The organism is Paraburkholderia haematera, assembly GCF_905220975.1.
Taxonomy (GTDB): Bacteria; Pseudomonadota; Gammaproteobacteria; order Burkholderiales; family Burkholderiaceae; genus Paraburkholderia; species Paraburkholderia haematera.
Genome location: NZ_CAJNBK010000007.1, coordinates 56,972 through 79,243, shown reverse-complemented (window position 1 = coordinate 79,243; position 22,272 = coordinate 56,972). Strand labels below are relative to the sequence as shown.

The following is a 22,272-nucleotide window of genomic DNA, read 5'->3' as shown; positions in this document are numbered from 1 at the left end:
AGAATCAGTCGGTTCAGTTTGTTGCGTAGGACGACCCTGCACCCGAGTCGGAAACACCCTTCATCAACCCGCACTAGAATCCCAAAGCCGCGTTGAAATACGCTTGACCGCAACATGCCGCCGGGGCCGCGTTGTACAACCCCGTTGCGCACGCGGCCCGTGACGCAAAAAAAACGGAGCGAAGTCCCTCAGGACATTCGCTCCGCCGCGCTAACAACAGGGACCGGCCGAGTCCCTGCCTGCCCCCCCGTTAAATAACCTCATCTCCTCCGCGCAAGCCCCTCAACGCCCCGCCACGCGCTTCAGAATCCGCTCGACACCTTCCACATAGGTTGCAGTACCAAACCGGCTCAGCGCCGTCTGATACCCGTTCCTGACCAGCCTGTTGCGCAGTTCGTCGTTCGAGCGCAATTCAGCGAGCGTATCGGCAAGACCATGTGCGTCCCCGGGGGTGCACAGCACGCCGTTCTCGTAGTCGTCGATGATCTCCAGCACGCCGCCCGCACGTGCCGCCACCACCGGCCGCTGCGCCAGCATCCCCTCGACGATCACGCGACCGAACGGCTCCGGCGTGATCGACGTATGAACCACCGCGTCGACCGCGCACATGCAGGCCGGAATATCGTGCTGGAAACCGAGAAAATGCACCCGGTCGCCGAGGTCGTGCGCGTGGACGAAGGCATGCAGTTCGATCTCGTACGCTTCCTCGCCGAACAGCGGCGCTCCCACCAGCACCGCATGCATTTGCGGATTGAGCACCATTGCCTCGAGCAGCACGTGCTGCCCCTTCCAGCGCGCGAGGCGGCTGAACGAGCCGGCCAGAAACACGTCTTGCGGCAGGTTCAGGCGCCGGCGCAGCGTCGCTTGCGAGACCGTGCGCAACGCGGCGAACGGTGCGGCGGAAATACCGTTGAACACCACGTCGATACGCTTTTCGTCGAAACGCGTGAGCTCAGTGAAGGCGCGGGCGGATGCCGCCGAATTGGCGATCACGTGAGTGAGGCCCAGACGCGCGCACCACTTGATAATCGCCAGTTGCTTGCCGCCGAAATGCTCGGGACTCACGATGTCGCGCAGATGCCAGACCACTGGCCGCCTCGCGAGCTTGCCGGCAATCGCGCCGATCACCATCGCACGCTGCGTGTTGGCGTAGATCACCTCCGCATTGCGCGCACGTTTCGCGGTGGCCCGCACGAGCGATATCAGGCCCTTGAGCGCCTGGCCCTTTGGCAGGGAACCGCCCTGCTTGCGGACATTACGCAAGGCGCCGGCGTCCAGCACGTTGACGCTCACGCCGGCCTTGGCCAGCGCGGTACGGAACGGGCCGTCGTCGAACAGCACAACTTCAATTCGCGAGCGCAAGGCTTTGACGATCTCCAGCAGCGACAACTCAGCGCCGCCGAGCACGCCGCTCTGGTCCACCGCAAGAATGCGAGGCGCGTTGGCACCCGGGTCTGCGACATAAGGGACATACGGCGGCAGCGTCGCCGAGCGCAATGCCGGCACCGAAGCCCGCACGCGGGCGAAGAAACGTTCGCGGAAATGGGCGGCGGAGAATTGCTCGGCGTTCGCGCGGCAATCCACCGGCGAAAAACGCTTCGCGTGATGGTCGAAACGCTCCACCGCCGCAATGATCGCCTCGGCGTTCTGCTCGTCGAAGAACATACCGGTGGGCCGCGGCTCTGACAGATCGCGCACCGTTTCGAGCGCCCCGCCCTTGCCGTACGCGATCACCGGTGTGCCGCACGCCTGCGCTTCGACCACCGAGATCCCAAAGTCTTCTTCGGCGGCGAACACGAAGGCCTTCGCGCGACTCATTTTTTCCTTGAGCATCTTGAACGGCTGGTAACCCATGATTTCGACATTGGGCCCCGCCTTCGCACGGATCTTCTGCATGTCGGGGCCGTCGCCGATCACCACCAGCTTGCGCTCCGGCATCCGCGCGAATGCTTCGACGATCAGATCGATCTTCTTGTACGGGACCATCCGCGAGGCGGTCAGATAGAAATCTTCCTTGTCGGTGCAGAGCGAAAACGCTTCGACGTCCACGGGCGGAAAGATCACTTGCGCTTCGCGCTGATAAACCTTCTTGATGCGCCGCGCGATGAAATCGGAGTTCGCGACGAAGCAGTCCACCGAATTCGACGTGCGGATATCCCAGTTGCGGATGTAGTGCAGAATCAGCCGCGCCATCGCGGACTTCGGACCGGCGGTCAGTTTCGACTGCTGCAGATACTGGTGCTGCAGATCCCACGCATAGCGGATCGGCGAATGCACGTAGCTGATATGCACCTGATCGGGGCCGGTGAGAATTCCTTTTGCCACGGCGTGGCTGCTCGAGATCACCACATCGTAGGCCGAGACGTCGAGCTGCTCGATCGCGAGCGGCATCAACGGCAGATACGTGCGGTATTTGGTTCGCGCAAGCGGCAGTTTCTGGATGAACGAGGTCGTGACCGGCTTGCCGCGCAGGAAGCTGCGGTCGTCGAGAAAATCGACGAGGCTGAACAGGTCCGCGTCCGGAAAGCACGCGACGATCTGCTCAAGCACCTTCTCGGCGCCCGCGTAGGTCACGAGCCAGTCGTGCACGATCGCGACACGCACGGACTTGTCAGTGCGCCACGCCGTGTGGCGCGGCGGCGCCTGAACGCCGGGAACGGTGGTGGGCTCAGCCAGTGCGCTGCGCGTCGTGGATTGCAGCACGGCTTCTTCAAGGACTTCGTGGTTCATGCGCTTTTCCTCGGATTCAGTCGCAACAGCAGTGAACGCGCAAGATCGCGCAAGGCGGGTGTCATCGTGATTGACCAGGCGACGTTCGCGCCGACCATCAATACGCCGGCGACAATCGCCAATGCGAGACTCGGCAGGAAGCTGGCAAGCCAGAGGCTGGCCAACAGAAAAGCGAGGTGGGCGAGCATGTCGAGCGCAATCTGGCGCGCGCGAATCGCCGACAGACGCAGCAGCACGGCGTAATCGAACAGTGCCCGGCCGGCCACGGCGACGGCCGCGCCGGTCAAACCGAAATGGGTGATGCCGAACCACAATGCCCCTGCAAACAAGGGCAATTCGAACAAACCGACTCGCGCGGCGGTGGCCGGGTTGACCTGCGACTGGATGAGAATCCGCGTGACGTTCGCCTGGCCGACGAGCCACACGGCGACGATCATGATCCGGCCCACCGGCGCGGCTACCGTCGCAATCTCATTGCCGACCCAAAGATGCAGAAACGGTTCGAGCACGAGCATCGCGACCAGCGCGACCGGAGTGAACACACCATTGAGGAATTCGAGCGACTGCTGCGTGATGGTGTCCGCATCCGCGCGACCTACCGCGGACAGGCGCGGAAACAGCGTGCGCACCAGCGCGGTCGGCACGATGTTCAAACGCGTCACAAGGTTTTGCGGCACCGTGTAGTACGTGACAAAGCGCGCGCCGAGACTCGTGCCGAGCATCACGCGGTCGAGCGATTCCGCGATCATGTTGGTCACGCTAGCAATCAGCATCCAGCCGCCGAAGTTGAAAAGCCCCTTCGCAACGCCAAGTTGCGGTGGAAGAATGCTTCGGATTTCCAGCACCTTCAGCGCAGAACGGCCCAGCAGAATCGCGGCCAGAATCCGTGCGAACACCGCGGCGGCGAGGACGTTCTGCAAGGTCGCTCCCAGCCACAGCGCAGCGCCGAGCGGCAGCAACTGGAACAGGAAGGTGCCGATGGTCTGATTGGTGTTGTAGACGCCAAAGCGTTCCGCGCCGTTGATGGCCCCGGCGAACACCCATGAGACGTTGGCAATCGGAATCGCCACCGCAAGCCACGGCAGCGCCATATAGACCTCATGCTGCAACTCCGGCGACACCTTGGTGAAGTACGCGGTGTACAGAAACGCGCCGAAATAGATGATCAAACCGCCGACGATGCCGGTCGCGAGATTGAGCCACGTTGCGCTCCAGAACACGCGTGCGCTTTCGCCCTTGTCACCCGAGGCGCGCGCCTTCGAGATGTGGTTCTGCGCGGCCATGCTCATGCCGAGATCGAGAATCCCGAAGTAGCCGATCAAGGTCCACACGAGACTGATCACGCCGTAGCGCTCGACACCGAGCAGCCTGATATACGACGGCACGGTCACGAGCGAGACGAAAGTCGGCAGCACCAGCCCGAAGAAGTTGATCGCTACGTTCTTGAGAATGCCTTTGTCCATCGGATGCCTTGGGTTAAATCAGTTGCCTGACGATTCATTTGGAAGCCGTCGTACCGCGCGCGTCACGTTCGTCACGCCACGTCACGTCACGTCACGGCTTCCAGCGATACATCATCACTTTCCCGCGCGCGTCTTCTTCGACGAACACGAGGTACTCGCCGTTGCTGCGTTTCGCGGCGCTGATGCCGTTAGGCACGTCGACCCAGCCCGATGCGCGGCCCACTTCCGGGCCCGGGCGGATCACGCCGACCTCGCGGCCGCTGTCCTTGTCCCACACGTGCACCGCGCCGACCGGCTCGACGCCGAAGAGGTATTGCCCTTCGACCGTGAGGCCGATGATCGTGGCGATGGGTTTGGTCTGCGTGGTCCACGGCAGCGTGATCGAATAGCGCTGCACCGGATTGCCGCTCGACCATTTGTCGTAGCGCACCAGCACGCGGCCCACCTCTTTCCAGAAACCGCGATCCACCGGTGTATCGGGCGTATAGCCGGTCACGTACATCGTGTCGGTGTCGGGGTCGTAAATCGCGCGATGCAGTTCGGTGAACGGTTGCGGCACCGGGTATTGCGTGAGATTCGAATACGAATAGATGGGGTTGCCCTTCGCATCGAGGCCGCCGAAACGGAAGCGATAAATGCCCTTGTTATCGCGGGTGCGCCAGATATCGCCGGCGCCATCGACCCACCAGCCCCAGCCGCCCGCGAGCTTCGTGCCGCTCGTGTTGAGCGTGAATTCGTCCGTGTTGAATTTGCCGTCGCCGTTCACGTCGCGCCAGATCCAGTCGCCACCCGGCGGCGCATTCGGCACCTTGGCAACGGCGCGCTCACGCCCGGCGATAAAGCCCGAAGGAATCGCCACTTCGCCGTCGCGCTGCGGATCGAAGCGATAGATCTTCAGGTGGTCCGCGTACATGTCGGTCAGGTACAGGAACGTGTGGCCCTTGAGCTTGCGGGCGATCGGCAAGCCCGGATATTGATCGGTGTGAAAGACGGGATCGTCGGGATACTTGAAGCGGTTCGACAGAAAGCCCGCATATTTCCAGTCCTGGCCTGCGGGTTTCGAGAGATCGAGCTCGAAGCGCTTGTTGCCGGTATAGACGCTATCCGGACGTGACGGATCGATCCATGCGCCGTCGACAAACAACAGGCCTTGCACCTGCCAGTTCTGTTTGCCGTCGGGCGCATAGCTTTCGAGCGTGGCGCCGAGGCCCGCGCCGATCGGGTCGTAGCGCGGACCGATACCGTTGGTCGACACATAGACGTTGCCGCGCGCATCCACGCCCACGCCGGTCAAACCGTTGAAGCGTTGCGGTCCCGGCTTGCCGGGGACGCCGCTGAAAATGCCGCCGCGTTCGCCGAGCGAGCCCGACTCCGCGTAACGGCCGTTGCTCTTGCTGAAGAACAGCACTTGCTGACGCGGGCCGTTGTCGGCGATCAGAACGCGGCCTTGCGCATCGATAGCGATATCGACCGCGACTGTATCGGCCGGCAGCGTGAGCGTTTCGTCGATGCGTTTACCCGCGGCGGTGTAGTGCTCCACATGCGCAGCCTTGTCATTGCGCGTGCCGCTCAACACCCAAAGCGTGCCGTCGGGCGCAAGCGCGACGCGGCCCGGCTCATGCACAGTCCACGTCGTTTTCTGCTGCATCGATTCCGCGTCGTACACCTCGATGCGATCGCGCGCCGTGTTCGCCGCGTAAAGCGTGGTGTCGTTCGCTGCTAATCCGCCGATTTCTGCGCTCGTGCCGGTCGGCACTTCGTTCATCATCAAGAAGCCGGCTGCCAGTTGCGCATGCGGGTCAGCGCTTTTTGCGGCCGGCTGGAACGGCGCGGCGAGCTTCGGATCGGCGATCTGCCGACGCGAAATACCGAACCATTGCTTGCCCTTCTCCGGCCACACACCCTGCTCGACCAGACGTCCCTTTTCGTTGCCGACCGCGATCGCCACGAAGGCGTACTTGCGATTCACCGCGATCGCGCTGCCGCCGCCGTTGCCCCAACCGTGCGTGCCACCCGCGAAGCCGAGCATCTTGCCGTTCTGGTAGACGCTCGCTTCGGCGCCGCTTTCGTCCCACGGCGCGTTCGTATAGACCTTGCCGTCGGGCGCGACCGCGATCGCGGTGATGTTGATCTGCGTCCACGTGCCGTCGCCAAAACCGAAGGTGTTGCCGATCCAGGAATTTTTCGCGTTCAACACGGTTTCCGCGGATGCCGTGAAGCTGACCGATGCGGCCGTCATCGCGGCCGCATAAGCGAGTACTGCAATCCAGCTTTTGAACGTGAAACGGGCCAAAGTAATTCCTCCAATCCGGGCCGTGCCGCGATCGGGCACAGGGCCCGCACGGGTGCAAATTCCAATGAAGTGACAGCAGAGACCGCTAGAAGCGACGTAAGAGCGTGAGACCGATTCACGCAAGATCACGCAAGACACGACGTAAAAGACGAGGCTTTGAGACCCGGCTCGCTGCAAGGCCTTCGTTCGACCGCGAGCCCGGTCGAACGCGAGTACTGAGCGCGTGACGCACGCGCCCTCCCGGGCTGTCCGATCCGCACGGCTCACATTACGCGGAAAAAACGCCGCAACGAAAATCGAAAATAATTCAAAAATATTCGAGGCTTTAAGCGAATCGAAAGAAAATGATTTAAAAATCGATTAAATGAAAATATCCGTGAAGACCTGCGCCGAGCCGTGCCTCTGCACCCATCCTTACCGATGCAGCCTGATGCCGGCGGCACTTCTTACGCATTACGACAGCATCAAGTCGCAAGCATAAAAATCTATTGAGAATGGGTAACGAAACACCCTGTTTCAATCTGATTCATTTATCTATTTCATTCCCGTTTTTTCATCAATTTATTTTCCCTAGAATCGATTGCACTTCCGTTGCGACGCGAAGCGAGCGCGCCCCTGCTTTTTTCTTAAGCCCTGTTCCTGCCCGGGGAAGGCTCGCGCGGTCCTTCGCCCGGCTCAATCCGCTTCACACCATGGACGGTTCATGACAGCTAGCGCACTGCCTTTAGCGCCTTCTCACTCACGCCGCATCGTGCAGCTCGACGGCTTGCGCGCCATCGCCGTGCTTGCCGTATTCGCCCAGCACGCGCTAAAAGCGCCGCTGTGGATGGGCGTCGATCTGTTTTTTGTTTTGAGCGGATTTCTGATTACCGGCATCCTGCTCGAACGCAAGGCGCGTCAGCAGTCGTATTTCGGCTATTTCTACGCGCGCCGGGCGCGGCGCATCCTGCCGCCTTATCTGCTGCTGATGGTGGTGTCGTCGATTCTGTTTGGCTTCGGCTGGGCGCAGCACTGGCAGTGGTACGCGTTCTTCGCGACCAACATTGGCGACGCCCTCAATCAGAGCGGCCATGACAGCCTGAATGTGCTGTGGTCGCTGGCGGTCGAAGAGCAGTTTTATATTGTCTGGCCGTTCGTGATTCTGTTGCTGCCCGAGCGCGTGCTCGGCTACGTAGCGGCCGCGTTGATCGTTCTGGTGCCGGTGCTGCGCGCGATCGCCACGCCCTGGTTCGATTCGTTCTGGCCGATCTATTACCTGACGCCGTTCCGCATGGACCTGCTGGCGGCCGGCGCGCTGCTCGCGGTCGCCGTACGACGCGATCGCAATGCACTCGAGCCGTTCAAAGGCCTCGCCGTGCTTGGATTTTTTGCCGCGCTCGCCGTGCTTGCGTGGCTGCATCTGCATTACCCGCGGTTCCGTGCGGCGAATACGCCGCTGTCGAACGCCGCGCTGTATAGCGTTTCGCTGGTGCTGTGCACGTCCGTCGTGGTCATCGCCCTGCAAAGCAAGGGTATCGTCAAACGGCTGCTGTGCAACCCCGTGCTGGTCTATATCGGCACCATCAGCTACACGATCTATCTGATCCACCTGAGCGTGCTGTACACGCTGTGGCCGCTGCATCTGAACCGTTTTCTGACTGCGGCGCTCGCGCTCGTGATCACCCTCGCCTACGCCAGCATCACGTGGTTCGCGTTCGAAAAACGTTTGATCTTCGGCTCGGCTGGCCAAGCCCATGCGCCCGCTAGCAGCGTGTCGAGGGGCGCGTCGCAACCGCCGCAAAGCCGCGCATGAGGCGCCGCGCGTGGCTCACCGCGAGCGTATCCGCCGCTCTGACCGTGCTGGTTTCGCTGGCACTGGATGCGCATGCCGGCAGTCCGGCCACGCAGGTGCGGGTGGACGCCTACGGCGACTCGACCACGCTTGGCATTACCTGCAGCGGCGGCCACTGCGGACCGCAGGGGCAAAACGCCGTGGCATATCTGCAGGACGAGTTGCAGGCAAGGCACGGCGACCGGGTACGCGTCACCAACTACGGCGTGGGCGGCACGATGGCCAGCCAGTTGCGCGACGGCACTGGCAACCGCCGCGCCGGCCCGACTGCCGGCCTGCCGTGGCAGGAACGGCTCGCCGCTTCGTCCGCGCAGATCGTGTTGATCAACTACGGCATCAACGAAGTGATGCAGAACCAGACGCCCGAACAGTTTTACGCGGCCGAAACGACGCTCGTGAAAACCGCGCGCGCGCTCGGCAAAGTGCCGGTTTTGCAGACCTCGAACCCGATGCCCGACAACCGCCTCAACGCGCGGCTCGCCGCGATGGTTTCAATGACGCGCCGCGTAGCCGCCGAACAACAGGTGCCGCTCGTCGATCAGTTCGCGTACATCAGCAATCTGCCTGACTGGAAGACGCTGATGTCCGACGGCGCGCATCCGAAGCCGGACCTGTACCGGCTCAAGGCTGAACAGGATTTTCAGGTCGTCGATCCGCTGGTGCGGCGGCTGCTGGACGGCACGCTCTGAAGCTTCTTTTTTCAAGTGCGCTTCTTTTTTCTTTTACCAATATCGAAGGCAAGCTATGAGCCAACCACGCAAAGCGATCATTACCGGCGTATCCGGACAGGACGGCGCCTATCTGACCAAACTGCTGCTCGACAAGGGCTACCACGTGACCGGCACCTACCGGCGCACAAGTTCGGTCAACTTCTGGCGCATTCGTGAGCTCGGCGTGTTCGATCATCCGAATCTGCGTCTGGTCGAACACGATCTGACCGACCTCGGTTCGACGTTGCGCCTGCTCGAAGGCGCGCAGGCCGACGAGTTGTACAACCTCGCCGCGCAAAGCTTCGTGGGCGTCTCGTTCGACCAGCCCGTGACGACCGCCGAAGTGACCGGTATCGGCGCGCTGAATCTGCTCGAAGGCATCCGCATTCTGAATCCGAAGACCCGCTTTTACCAGGCGTCGACGTCGGAAATGTTCGGCCTCGTGCAAGCCGTACCGCAACGCGAGGACACGCCCTTCTATCCGCGCAGCCCGTACGGCGTCGCCAAGCTGTTCGCGCACTGGTCGACCATCAACTATCGCGAGTCGTACAACCTGTTCGCCAGCAGCGGCATTCTGTTCAATCACGAATCGCCGCTGCGTGGCCGCGAGTTCGTCACCCGCAAGATCACGGACACCGTCGCCAAGATCAAGCTCGGTAAACAGGACGCCCTCGAACTCGGCAACCTGAGCGCCAAACGCGACTGGGGCTTCGCGCTCGAATACGTGGAAGGCATGTGGCGCATGCTGCAAGCCGACGAACCCGACACTTTCGTGCTCGCCACCGGCCGCACCGAGACGGTACGCGACTTCGTGCGCATGGCGTTCGCAGCCGCGGGTTATCAGATCGAATGGTCGGGCAAGGAAGAGCGCGAGACCGGCATCGACGTCGCCACCGGCAAGACGCTGGTGCGCGTGAATCCGAAGTTCTACCGCCCAGCGGAAGTGGACCTGCTGATCGGTTGCGCCGACAAGGCACACGAGAAACTCGGCTGGAAGCCGGAAACCACGCTCGAACAGCTATGCCACATGATGGTTCATGCGGACCTTGGGCGGAACGAGCATCACGAGACGTTCTGAGCGATCGTGTCCGGCCCCGGCGCTCGGGCTTTTTTCCCGGCGTGGGGAAAAGCCCTTGCGTGCGTGGCCGGTGACGAATCAGGGATTCTTTCGTGTCGGGCTCGCCTGGCGTGCTCGGCCCACAACTAAGCTGAAAAACGACAATCGGTCGGCTTACTTAGTTGAATTGCGACAAAATTCAAATTTACCACCGCAAACTTAGCGCGTTAGCGACAAATCCGTTCGTCAGCGCTTCACAGCCAACTTAGCTGAAAAACGACAAAAGAGGTAGAATCTAAGCTCGATAGCGACATTCAGGCGCTGACATGCCCCTTTCTTTAGCGGAAAAACGACTTTCGGACGACATCCTGTTTGCGAATGGCGATCCGAAGTTTGACCGAGGCCTTCAGCGGCGCGCGAAAGAAGGCCATCTGAAACGCGTCGCTCCTGGCGTGTACGTCCAGCCTGGCACCGACGAGGAAGTCGCCGGCCGAATCAAGCGAAACTGGCAGAAAATCGCCGCACATGCAGTGCCTGGCGCCGTTGTCTCCCATCGCAGCGCATTGACGGGCGGCATCACGCCGTCCGATGAAGTCGTGCTGTCTCATCCAACACGATTCAACCGGCGCATTCGTTATCCGGGCCTTACCCTAGTGCTGCTGAAAGGCCCCGGTCCGCAACCTCGCGACCTGCGCCTTGGTTCGCTCGACCTTTACTGGGCATCGCAAGAACGTGCGCTTCTCGAAAATCTCGGTCGAGCTGCAGCCACGACCCGGGCAGCGCGCGATGACATCGAAGAACGCCTGATTACCAGCCTTAACGCGAGCAAGGAGGCGGGACTCAACCAGATTCGCGACCGTGCTCGCGAACTCGTCGAACCGCTCGGCGCGCAAACCAGTTACGACGTACTCAACGGTTTGATCGGTGCGTTGCTGAGCACGCATTCAAAGGGCGTACTCAAAACGAAGGCGGGGCTGGCGATCGCCCAGGGCACCCCCATCGACATGGAGCGTATGCGTCTTTTCGACTCGCTCGCCACGGTGCTACGCACGGTCGTACTGCCGGATATCGCCGACATAGCCGATCAAGGCAACAGCCGTATCCATTTCGCCTTTCTCGAATCGTATTTTTCCAACTACGTCGAGGGCACCCGGTTCTCCGTGGAAGAAGCCGAAGGCATCGTGCTGCGTAACCAGATTGTCGCGCAACGCCCCAAGGATTCGCATGACATCCTCGGCGTGTTCAATCTCGCGTATCGGAGCGATACCCGGGCAATGGTGCCACCCGCCGGGGAAGATTTTGTCGACGTGCTTCAGGAACGCCATCGAATCATGCTCGAGCGCAGACCGGAGGTCGACCCTGGCAACCTCAAACTCGAGGCAAACTACGCGGGCACGACCCAATTTGTCCAGCCATCCCACGTTCGCGGAACCCTTGCCGAAGGATCGCGCCTCGCGCTGTCAATTCCTGAAGGTATCGCGCGGGCGATCTACTACCTCTTCCTCGTCGCGGAGGTCCATCCCTTCGCGGACGGCAATGGACGTCTGTCCAGACTGGTCATGAACGCGGAGTTGTCCCGTAGGGAACGCTGCCGCATCATCATCCCAACGCTTTTCCACCCGCAATTCGTGGATTGTTTGCGAGCCCTTACGCAAAGTGAGCGCCCGGAGCCACTCATCACTGCCTTGTCGCGAATGGCCACCTGGTCTGCTGAATTCGACTACGCCGACGTTGCAAGTCTCATAGCCAGCATGAGAAGCGCTCACGCATTCGAAGAGTCTCCTGCCGAGTTCCGGCTTCTCAATGCCGACGGCAGCCGTGCCACCTGACAGCGGCACGGCCTGGCCTCGGCCACTCAATGCACCCCACCCGCCTTAATCGCCTCGCTGTACACCGAAGCCACGCGCTTCGCGATCACCGAGTTATCGAACTTTTCACGTGCATAGCGGCGGCAAGCCTCGGCATCCGGCAACTTTAGCGAGCCATTCAACGCGCCCGCCAGACCCGCCGCGATCGCCTTCGCGCCCGTCTCCGGCAGCACCAGATTCGGCGACAAACCCGCCACCGCTTCCGGCAAACCGCCCACCGGCGTCACCAGCACGGGTGTGCCCGAAGCCAGCGATTCAACGGTAATCAGCCCGAAACCCTCCAACGCCACCGTCGGCACCACGCTGATATTCGCCGCACGGTACAACGCCGCCAGATGCTGATCGGGCACGAAGCCCAGCAGCTTGACGTTGTTCTCGAGACCCGCCTCGGTGATACGCGCCTGCAACTCGCCTTCGAGCCGCCCCTTGCCCGCGATCAGCAGCAGTACGTCAGGTTCAGTGCGCTTGAGCAGTTTGATCGCATCGATCAGGTCTTCGAGACCCATGCGGCGCACCAGACGCCGCACGGCCAGCACGATCGGCCGGTCTTGCGGCAACTGCAGCTTCAGGCGCGCCTCGGCGGGCGTGATCGGCAGATTGAACTGCTCGACATCCACGCAGCCCGGCACGACGCGCACGCGCTCCGGTGAGATGCGATAGCGCGAAGTCAGAATCTTGCCGAACGCCTCCGACAACACGATCAGCCGCGACGAACGGGCATACACCGATTGCTCCAGATAACGCTTGGCGCGCTGACCAAACGAATCGGCGCCTTCGACGTGACTCTCGTCGGCCCACGGCCCCTGAAAATGCGACACCTGCGGAATGCCGCGCGTCACGTCGAGACCTGGAAACGTGTACAGCGCGAAGTGCGACGAAATCACGTCGGGGCGCGAAGTGCCGATCTCCTGGCGCAGCGCGCGGCGTGCCGCCATCAGCCGCAGCGGCAGCGATTGCGCGGCGGAGCCGAAACCGTTGATCGCGCCACCGGTGTCCGCGGCGACTTTGGGCGAGCCGGCCACCACGCCGCGCACGGCGACGCCCGCGCCCGGCAACGCGCCGACCAGCGAGTAGTACATGCGGTCGAGGCCGCCCGCGCGCTCAGGAAACCAGTGCATCCCGATCTGCAGCGATTTGATTGAACTCGTGGTCATGATTGTTGCCCCTGTGCGTTCTGAGTGTGGTGGTGAATGGCTTGCCCGGCCAGCGTGTTCAACGTCAGCGCGTCGTTCCTCGCCACCGCGGCGGCTTCCGTTTCGCGGCTGCTGCGATCCTTCTGTTGTCCTTCCAATTGCCGGTACAGCGCGATGTATTGCGCGGCCATCCGCGCCCAGCCGAAGCCGGTCGCCAGTTCGTTGGCAGCGGCGCCCATCGCGCGGCGCGCGTCGTCGTTTTCAGCGAGACGCGCGACGGCACCCGCCAATGCCTTGGGATCGTCCGGATCGTCGAGCACGATGCCGCATTCCGGCGTGATGATTTCGGCGCCGCCCGCCGTCCGCGCCGTGACCACCGGCAGGCCTGCGGCCATTGCTTCGAGCAGCGAGAGGCTCATCGCTTCGTAGCGCGACGGAAACACGAACGCGTCGACCGAATGCATCAGCACCGGCATCTCCTTGACCAGCCCGAGAAAATGCACGCGATGCGCAATGCCGAGCGCTTTCGCTTGTTCCGGATACGGGCTGCCCGGCAGAAAACCGGCCACCGCGATCTGCACGTGTTCGGGCAGATGTTTGAGCGCGGCCAGCACCGTGCCGAGGTTTTTGCGCGGCGTACGCAGGTCGCCCACGAACAGCAGCAGAAATGCGTTCGCGGGCAAGGCAAATTTCGCGCGGTCGCCCGATGCGGCCGCGAAGCCTTGCGTATCGACGCCGTTGTAAATCACGTCGACCCGGTTATGCGGCGTCAAACCGATCGCGCGGATTTCATCGGCGACCTTTTGCGACACCGCCGTGATCACTTTCGAGCGCCGGTAAGCCCAGCGTTCGAGCACCGCGTTGCAGCGCGTATAGATCGACTGATACGCGGACCACACGCCCTTCGTGAGTCCGAACGGGTAATACTTGCTGCCGAACCAGCCGCTATGCACGAAGTGCGAGGTGTTGACGTCGGCGGGCATCCACGTGATGAAGCCGTTCACGTGCAACACGTCGTATTCGCTGCGATGCGCGCGCAGCCACATCGCGCTCTTGAACGCGAACACCTGTTGACGCAGCAGATTGGTGGGCCACCAGCGGCCGATTTTCATCGGCACCCAGCGTACGTTCGGATGCGCGAGCAAATCCGGCGCAACGTGCGAGGCCACCAGCGTGACGGCGATGTTCTCATCGAGGGCGGCGCGCGCAATCTCGTGGTTGACGCGCCCCTGGCCGTCGTTATGGCGCACGACGTGCGTGACAATGGCGACTCTCAATCAGTGCCTCCGTGGAGAAATGGCGTGCGTCTGCGGTTCATCTTGTCGTAGTGCACCGCGGAAAGAATCGAAAAAACACTCATGAAAAGCAGCAGGCCACCCGTGCCGACCAGCGAATTGGTAAACACCAGCATGGCGAAAGTCGCGAGACTGAGGCTCAGGCAGGCGGAAACGAATTTGTCGTTGCGCAGCTTGAACGACGCGAGCGCCGCGCGTATCACCAGCCAGACAATGCCGGACATGTAGAGCAAGGTGCCGGGCCAGCCGAGCACGAACGGGATGTTCATCACGCCGCTGTCGAAGTTGCCGTACTGGCCGAGTTGGCCACCGTCGTTCGAGAGCTTGGTCGAGGTGCCTGTCGCGCCCATGCCTTCACCGGAGACATCGGTAAACGCCGTCTTCGCGAAGGTCGCGTAGAACTCGTTACGCGCGGCGTAGCTCTGGTCGTCGCTCAGGTTGACGAGTGTGTTCAGGCGCGCCTGCATCCGCTCGGCGACCGGGCCGACCGTGAGCAGCGGCACGCAAAGACCGGCAAGCAGCACCGCACTCGCGACGATCCGCACGCGCACCTTGTTGTTCGCCTTGACCAGCTGGATCAGAAGCGCGATCACCCAGCCGCCCCACGTCGAACGCACGAGGCTCAGCGCGAACGAAAAGAACCCCAACGCCGCTGCGACCCAGCGCACGCGGTGCGTCGCCGCCATCACGTAGACCATCGCGCCCATCATCGCGAACGCGAACGGTCCCGACGAGTTCATCGTGCTGAACACGCGCACGCCCATCGGCACGGGATCGCCTTGCGAATTCATTTGCGAGCCGAGCATCCACAGCGCGTCCCACGGCGGCATGATGAAGAACTGGATCAGACCGTAGCCGCCCATCGCCAGCATGCCCCAGATGAAGGTACTGACGATGGTGTCGCGATACTTCGGGTACTGACGCGTGTGCGCCATGATGTGAAAGCCGATCAGGATCGGATAGAGCCAGTTCGCGAGGTCATAGGTCGCCGCGAGCGGTCCGCTCGACATCACGCCGATCATGAAGGCGTAGGCGAGCCCCATCAGAACCAGCAGCACCGGCAGGCCGCGGCGTTGCGACAGCAGCTTGTAGTACCGGAGCAAGGACAACGCACTGATCATTGTCACGGCGAGCGGCGCGACCTGGATCAGACTGGTCGGCGTGAACGAGCCCTTGGACCAGTCGGCGAGACGCCGCACTTCCGGGCTCAGGAACCACAACCACCACATGAAGCCGATGTAGCGCGCCGGGCTCTTGAAGTAGAGCCACAGGCCCGTCAGGATCGCGAGCACCGGGAATCCGAGCGTGAGCACCGTGCCCTGATGCGCGACGATCAGCATCGCCGTGATCAGCCACAGTAAAGCCTCCGGCAACCACTCCTTGCGCGTGCCGGACAGCACCCGCCCCGCGTTGTCGTCGCCGGCTCGCGTAATCGTCGACATCGTTTAGAGGCCTCCGCGTGATTGGCGCGAAGGACCCTGGCTCTGGCCGTGGCCGTGAGCTTGCCCCTGCACCTGCGCGTGGCTGCCCGCGCGGATTCGCACCGGCTGCTTCATGGTCGTGGCCGGCGCGGCGCGCGGAGCCGCTGCGGCTGCCTTGAGCTCGGCATCGGCCGCGCCCGCCGTCGCACGACCCCGCGACGCGGCGCGCGCCCGCAGCATCTCCTGCGTGAGCCTCACGTGCTGCATCGCATAGTTCTGCGTGGTCAGGTCGCGCGACAGCAAACCGGCGGCCGCTGCCTGCGCCTGGTGCAATGCGTCCATGGGAGACGCGGCGAGCTGGTCCACCGCCTCGCGCAACGCCTGCGGGTCGAACGGCGGGATATAAGCCGCCTCGTCCGCCGGAAAATAATCCTGCAGGGCGCCGACGTTGGTGACCACCATCGGCTTACCGACCGCTGCTGCTTCCAGCATCACCGTAATGCCCGAGGCGTGCGAATTCGGACGCAGCGGCACCACGATCACGTCGGCCCAGTCGTAGAGTTCGTGCTGTTTCTTGATGCCCGAGAACAACGCGATCTCGACGTTCGGCGCACGAAGCGAAGCGGGAATCCGCCGGCGTGTCGCGAGCTTCACCGTGTAGCGCGCATCGTGGCCGAAGGCCTTGATGAGCGTTTCCCAATCGCGGTCGCGATCGTTGCCAATCGCGGCGATTCGGATCGGCGTATGCGGCTTCCATTCGGTGGGCGCCTTCACGGGAAAGTCCTGCGTGTTCAGGCCGTAGAAGAGCGGCTTGGCATCGCGCCCGAAATACTGCTGGCACAGTTCGGCGTTTTCGCTGGCGAGCGTCGTGAGCTGGTCGGCTCGCTTCATCAGCTTGCGATACAGCCAGCTGCGCAGAATTCCATAGGAAGGCCATTTATCGAGCAGCCACACGCTTTGCGCGAGCAGCAAGGGGCCTGAGTCAGCACCCGCCTTGCGGCCGCTCAGCAGCAGCATCAGCGCGGCGGACAGCCATTCCTGCTCGGTATGCGTCCAGATCACGTCCGAGCGCAGCATCTCGGCTCGGTTGCGCCACGTATGAATGAAGTCGAAGCCGAGCGCCGCTTTCAGCGCGCGGCGCAGCAAACGAACCGGCTTGCTTTCGCGCGCGTCCTGCGAATAGGTCAGCGCGAACGCATCGGATTGCGCGTGGTGATAGCCGTAGAGACAGCCGATGTTGTCGCCCGGCCGGTAAAAGCGCGGGTCGGCACCGTAAAACAGATGAACGTGAACTTTCGTACTCATGCAGACACTCCGCTCTGCCGGTGGAAAGGAGCATCGGTATGCGCCAGCAGGCGCGAGTACCGATGCACGAACGTGCAGGACGATCGGGTCAACGTGGGGTCACGCAGGGGCTTGTGGGCGCATGCGACTTCACGCGGTGCGGGACAGCGCGCGGCGCGCCTCATGCGCGCCAGTGCGCACCGCGCGCCAGCGCGACAGCCTCAGACTCGCCTGTTTCGAAACCAGCGCGAGCGCGGCATGCGTGAGGCCCGGATAGAGCCGCGTGCCGACCAGCGTCCACCACCACCACGCGGTTTCGCGTCGCAGCGGCGGCAACTGATCGCGCAGGATCAGATGGAAATTGAAGGCGGCATTGCGCAACGCCGCCATGGTTTGCGCGTCGCGCCGATCCTCGTCGAAACGTTCGGCCGGAAAATGGTCGACGGCTACGCGCGGGTCGTACATCAGCTTCCAGCCGGCGTTCTTTACGCTCAGGCTGAAGGCCATATCGTTGTGAACCTGGGCACCCGCGCCGCGCAGACGCTGGTCGAAACGGATCGTGCGGACCGCCTCGCGCCGGTAGCTCATGTTGGCGCCCTTCAGGATGTCGACTTCGCGTGCGCCGCCGACCCCGAGGTGGTGATTGCCGATGATCTTGCCGTGCGCCGTGACCTTGCCGACCAGCGGCCGTTCTCCGTCCAGCACGCGGCCTTTTTCGTGCACCCAGTCGCGTCCGCCCAGCGCACCCAGGCGCGCATCGCTTTCGAACGCGGCAGCAATCCGTTCGACCCAGTCCGCGTGCGGCGCGGCGTCGTCGTCGGTAATCGCGATCACCTCGCCGGTGGCCGCGTCCAGTCCGCGATTCAGCGCCGCGACCTGGCCGGGCACGTCCACCAGCGCGACGGACAACGGCAAGCTGCCCGGTACGGCCGGATCGCGCAGGCAGGTGTGGGTCGCTTCGTCGTCGGCGCGCGCGACCACCACCACTTCGTCCGGTGCGCGCGACTGCCGTTGCAGCGCCGCGAGGCAGCGTGCCAGGTCGGCCGGGCGGCGGTAAGTCGGAACCAGTACCGTCACTTTCATCGTGATGTCCTTTTATCGTGTTTGCGCTGGGATCAGAACAATGGGCTCAGTCTGGTGGCTCAGGTGCTCAAATATTCATGGACCACTGCGTAACCACGGTCGTAACCGCCGCGCGAACGCGCCGGCATCCCGTTGAAGATGCCGCCCTGCACGTGCACGCCGGCTGCGCGCAGGCGCTTCAACGCTTCCGCGATCTCGCCTTCGTTGTGCACGCCCGAGCGCATCACGAAGAAGGTCGACCCGGCGTACGCACCGATGATCGACGCATCGGTCACGGCCAGCACCGGCGGCGTGTCGATCAGGATCACGTCGTAGCGCTTGGCGAGGCCGTCCAGGTATTGCGGAAGACGCGGCGACATCAGCAGTTCCGACGGATTCGGCGGACGCCGGCCGCATGAGATGAAGCTCAAACCTTCGACGTTCGAGGCGCGAATCGCTTCCTCGAGCGAGATCTGCCCGCTCAGCAATTCCGACAGACCGTTGTCCTGCACACCGCCCAGGTAACGTTCGAGCACGCCGCGACGCATATCGCCGTCGATCATCAGTACGCGTTTGCCCGAGTTCGCGAGCAGCACCGCCAGATTGACCGTCAGGAAGCTCTTGCCGACGCCGGACAAGGGACCGGTCAGCATGACGATGCGGTTCTTCGCGTCCATCATCGTGAACTGCATGGAGGTGCGCAGGCTGCGCAGGCTTTCGATCGTGACGTCCTTCGGCCGCGCATTCGCCAGCACCGAGCGCAGGCGTTCGCCACCGCGCTGGAAGCCGCTTTCGAGCACAGCCTGTTCGGCGCTCAAGGGCACGAGACCGTACACCGGCAGATGGAACGCGCGCTCGATATGGTCGGGGTCGTCGATCCCCTTGAACATATTGCGGCGCAGGAACACGAAACCGGTGCCGCAGATCAGGCCCAGAATCACCGCCGCCGACAGGATCAGGACCTTCTTCGGCTTGACCGGCGCACCCGGGCGCATTGCCTGGTCGACGATATGCACGTTGCCGCCGGTGCCGGCCTTCTGCACCGACAACTCCTGCACGCGGTTAAGCAGCAGCACGTAGATGTCTTCCGCCACCTTCGCGTCGCGTTGCAGCTGCACGGCCTTGACTTCGGTCGCCGGCAGATCGCGGAAGCGGTCCGCGTATTTGGCGCGTTGCGCCTCCAGTTCGGCCATCTGCTGGCGCGCGGCCACGAGCATCGGGTGGTCGTCGCCATAGCGCTGGGTCAGTTGCGACATCTGCAGACGCAAACCGGCGATCTGCTGCTCGTACTGCACGCTGCCTTCGAGGTAGACCTTGGCTTCATCGCTCGCATTGATCGAGCCGGACTGACGCTGGTACGCGGTCAAGGCGGCTTCGGCGCGTTCGAGATCGGACTTCAGGCGCGGCTCTTCGCTCTTCAGGAAGTCGAGCATCTTGCTCGCATCGACCTGTTTGTTCGACACGTGCTGACGGACATACGACTGCGCGAGCGCGTTGGCCACCAGCGCGGCGTGCTCGGGGCTCTTGTCTTCCAGCGAGATCTGGATCACGCCGGTTTGCTTGCCCTGCTCCTGCACGGTGATGGCCGACTGGAACGCGGAGATCGCGTCGAGGTCGTTATAGCGCGTGACAGTGAACTCTTCACCCGGACGTGCCACCAGCTTGCTGACGAGAATCGTCACGCCGCCGCCCTGCTCCTGCTGGCCGACCTGGCCGCGCAGCAGCAGTGAACCGTTCTTTGCATACAGTTCGTAGTGCTGGTCGTCGAACACCTTCATCGTCAGCTTCTCGCCTTCGAGCGCGGGCGCCACATCGATCGAATCGACCTCGGCGACTTCACCACCCCAGGCGTAGGAAGACAGACCCAGCCACGGCCGCGCCGGCTGGCCCGGCGTTGCAATGTGCGCGGCGATGCTGCCGAGCAGCGGAATCGTCTTCGGCACGACGCTGAAGTTCAGCTTCAGTTGCTGGACCACCGGACCGACTACGCCGCGGCTCTTGATGATTTCGATTTCGGCGTCGGTCGGCAGCGAAGTCGAGCCAGTGGTGATCGCCGCACCCGTCTGCGTTTGCGTGAGCGCCTGCGAGGTGTTATCGGACTGCTCGACCCGCACGTGCGCATCGGCCGAATAGATCGGCTTGGCGAGGAAGCAGTACGCGGCGGCCAGCCCGACGATCACCGCGGCGATCGCGATCAGCCACCAGATGTCGTCGAGGATCACCTGCACCAGTTGCCCGAGGACGACGTCCTCTTCTTCGGTCTTGATCGGACCGGCCATGTGTGGAGAGATTTGATTGCTCACAATTCGATCCCGTTTCGGTTGCTTCGGCGTGTGCTTTGGCATGTGCTTGCACGTTTGCCTCGGCGTTTGCTTCGGTCCCGCGCCCTGAGAGAGCGGCGCGGGCCTGTCGGCGGCTCAGACGGTTATTTCGTCAACTGCTTCAGGTAGAACAGCGTCTGTATGGTCGGCAGGACCTGCTGCAACACACGGTTGAACGTGGTCGAAGCGGCGGTGCCCACATACACGACATCCATCGGCTGCAACTGGAACTGGGACGACAGCATGATCGCGTCGGGCTGCGTCATGTCGAGGCGGTACACGTCCGGCGTGGTCGGATGCTCGCGCATGCCGCGCATCACGAAGATCTGGCGCGGATTGGCGTCCGTGTCGAGAATGCCGCCCGACTGCGTGAGCGCGTCGGCGATCGTCAGGCGGCCCTTCACCATCGACAACTGGATCGGCGTCTTCACTTCGCCCATCACGAAGATGCGGCTGTCGTTGTGATCCGGCACGTTGATCACGTCGCCGTTTTGCAGCATGACGTTCTGCGTGGTGTCGCCCTGGTCGAGCATGCGGTTCGCGTCGAGCACGTACAGCTTGTTGTTGCGCGTGAGGCGCACACGCTGGATGTCGGCGTCGGTATTCGTGCCGCCCGAACGCGTGATCGCGTCGACCAGTGTGAGCGGCACGTCGCTGATGGCGAGCGGGCCCGGCGTTTTCACGTCGCCGGTCACCTGCACTTTCTGGCCGCGGTACGACAGCACACGCACGTCGACCTGCGGATTGCGGATGTAGCGCACGAGCCCGGCGCTCAACTGATCGCGCAACTCGCCCACGGTTTTGCCCGCGGCCTTGATACGGCCGACGAACGGGAAAAAGATCGTGCCGTCGGCGGCAACGGTCTGGCCGTACGGATCGGCCTGGCCCGGCAGCGCGGCGGTATACGGCTGCTGCAGAGCGCCGCCGACCGACTGCGTGGTGTTGCCGCCCGCGGACAGCGTGCTGCCCTGCGGGGTGGTCAATTCAGGGTGGTCCCACACGGTGATGCCGAGAATGTCCTGCGGCGAAAGCCGGTACACGTACTGCGACGGATCGCTGTAATGCGAAACCGGCAGCGCCTGTTGCGCGGCATTGGCTTGTGCCTGCGCTTGCGCCGCCACCAGCGGGCCGTCGATCAGATGGACCGGATAGGTTTCGTTAGCTTGCTGACTCTGGTGCTGGCCGTCGTCTTTCAGACGGGACGTGTCGAGGTAATTGCCAGGTGCGGTAGCGCAGGCCGACAGAAAGGACGTCAGCAAAAGCGTAGTGGCGAACTTCGAGTTGAGATTCGCGTAGGTGTGTGCAGTGAGTTTTTTCATCAGCATATTTTCTTCAGCCATCCCATGACCAGATGTTCGATGAGCACGAGACTCTCTCTATAGTCGGCTTCCTTGCCGCCGTGCGGGTCGGCGACGTCGGAGTCGTGTTCCCACTTGCCGAGCGGATAAACCTTGCCGCGCGAGGCCGGATCGAGCGCTTCGACGGCGCTCACTTGCGCACGCTCGCTGACGAGCACGAGGTCGGCCGCGCGCACAAGCTGGCGGTCGAGGCGCCGCGAATAGTGGATACCGGAGGCGACGCCCTGCTCGTCGAGCAGGCGCCGCATCACCGGGTCCATGCCGTGACCGTTAGCGGCGCGCAGGCCCGCCGAATGAAACGCGATCGGCGCCGACGACGGGCGCGACGCCGCCGGCTGCCGGGTCTTGAACAGCATTTCGGCAGCAGGCGAACGGCACACGTTGGCGTGGCAGACGATCAGAACATTGGCGAACATGGCAGGCTCCTTAACGAGGCGTAGCGGCAC

The 22,272-nt window shown here is 62.9% G+C and carries 15 protein-coding genes; 4 read left to right on the top strand and 11 right to left on the bottom strand.

Annotated features, from left to right (window positions below; genetic code table 11):
- Window positions 1-282: 282 nt before the first annotated feature.
- From KHO23_RS15110 to KHO23_RS15100, 3 genes are all read right to left on the bottom strand, one after another.
- Entirely contained in the window at window positions 283-2,730 is a 2,448-nt protein-coding gene (locus tag KHO23_RS15110; RefSeq protein WP_211612035.1) for a glycosyltransferase family 4 protein, read from the bottom strand.
- Window positions 2,727-4,193, bottom strand: a complete 1,467-nt coding sequence (locus KHO23_RS15105) for a flippase (protein WP_211612034.1) — start codon at window positions 4,191-4,193, stop codon at window positions 2,727-2,729. Before KHO23_RS15105 ends, KHO23_RS15110 begins: the two co-directional genes overlap by 4 nt.
- A 91-nt stretch (window positions 4,194-4,284) precedes the next feature.
- Entirely contained in the window at window positions 4,285-6,486 is a 2,202-nt protein-coding gene (locus KHO23_RS15100; protein WP_211612033.1) for an NHL repeat-containing protein, read from the bottom strand.
- Window positions 6,487-7,189: 703 nt separating this feature from the next.
- Between KHO23_RS15100 and KHO23_RS15095 the strand changes: the two genes are divergently transcribed.
- From KHO23_RS15095 to KHO23_RS15080, 4 genes are all read left to right on the top strand, one after another.
- Window positions 7,190-8,278, top strand: coding sequence for an acyltransferase family protein (locus KHO23_RS15095; protein ID WP_211612032.1), 1,089 nt, complete (start codon window positions 7,190-7,192; stop codon window positions 8,276-8,278).
- Window positions 8,275-9,006 (top strand): SGNH/GDSL hydrolase family protein, encoded by a 732-nt coding sequence (locus tag KHO23_RS15090; RefSeq protein WP_211612031.1) that lies wholly within the window; start codon window positions 8,275-8,277, stop codon window positions 9,004-9,006. Before KHO23_RS15095 ends, KHO23_RS15090 begins: the two co-directional genes overlap by 4 nt.
- Before the next feature lie 55 nt (window positions 9,007-9,061).
- Window positions 9,062-10,105, top strand: coding sequence for a GDP-mannose 4,6-dehydratase (gene gmd, locus KHO23_RS15085; protein ID WP_211612030.1), 1,044 nt, complete (start codon window positions 9,062-9,064; stop codon window positions 10,103-10,105).
- A gap of 305 nt (window positions 10,106-10,410) precedes the next feature.
- Window positions 10,411-11,913: a Fic family protein gene (locus KHO23_RS15080; RefSeq protein WP_211612029.1), complete on the top strand. Its 1,503-nt coding sequence runs from the start codon at window positions 10,411-10,413 to the stop codon at window positions 11,911-11,913.
- A 26-nt stretch (window positions 11,914-11,939) separates the two neighbouring features.
- On the opposite strand, the gene KHO23_RS15075 is transcribed toward KHO23_RS15080, so the two are convergent.
- The 8 genes from KHO23_RS15075 to KHO23_RS15040 form a co-directional block, all read right to left on the bottom strand.
- Window positions 11,940-13,106 (bottom strand): glycosyltransferase family 4 protein, encoded by a 1,167-nt coding sequence (locus KHO23_RS15075; protein WP_211612028.1) that lies wholly within the window; start codon window positions 13,104-13,106, stop codon window positions 11,940-11,942.
- Window positions 13,103-14,362: a glycosyltransferase family 4 protein gene (locus KHO23_RS15070; RefSeq protein WP_211612027.1), complete on the bottom strand. Its 1,260-nt coding sequence runs from the start codon at window positions 14,360-14,362 to the stop codon at window positions 13,103-13,105. The genes KHO23_RS15075 and KHO23_RS15070 overlap by 4 nt, the downstream gene beginning before the upstream one ends.
- A complete protein-coding gene (locus tag KHO23_RS15065; protein WP_211612026.1) occupies window positions 14,359-15,822 on the bottom strand; it encodes a glucose-6-phosphate isomerase in 1,464 nt (487 codons plus the stop codon). The genes KHO23_RS15070 and KHO23_RS15065 overlap by 4 nt, the downstream gene beginning before the upstream one ends.
- Before the next feature lie 3 nt (window positions 15,823-15,825).
- A complete protein-coding gene (locus KHO23_RS15060) occupies window positions 15,826-17,106 on the bottom strand; it encodes a glycosyltransferase family 4 protein (RefSeq protein WP_236066857.1) in 1,281 nt (426 codons plus the stop codon).
- A 129-nt stretch (window positions 17,107-17,235) separates the two neighbouring features.
- A complete protein-coding gene (locus tag KHO23_RS15055; RefSeq protein WP_211612025.1) occupies window positions 17,236-18,168 on the bottom strand; it encodes a glycosyltransferase family 2 protein in 933 nt (310 codons plus the stop codon).
- Between the two features lie 59 nt (window positions 18,169-18,227).
- Entirely contained in the window at window positions 18,228-20,426 is a 2,199-nt protein-coding gene (locus KHO23_RS15050; protein ID WP_211612201.1) for a polysaccharide biosynthesis tyrosine autokinase, read from the bottom strand.
- Window positions 20,427-20,572: 146 nt separating this feature from the next.
- On the bottom strand, window positions 20,573-21,793 hold the full coding sequence (locus KHO23_RS15045; protein WP_211612200.1) for a polysaccharide biosynthesis/export family protein: 1,221 nt from the start codon (window positions 21,791-21,793) through the stop codon (window positions 20,573-20,575).
- The gene (locus KHO23_RS15040; RefSeq protein WP_211612024.1) at window positions 21,787-22,242 is read right to left on the bottom strand and encodes an arsenate reductase/protein-tyrosine-phosphatase family protein; all 456 of its coding nucleotides are present in this window, start codon (window positions 22,240-22,242) and stop codon (window positions 21,787-21,789) included. The genes KHO23_RS15045 and KHO23_RS15040 overlap by 7 nt, the downstream gene beginning before the upstream one ends.
- Window positions 22,243-22,272: the final 30 nt, after the last annotated feature.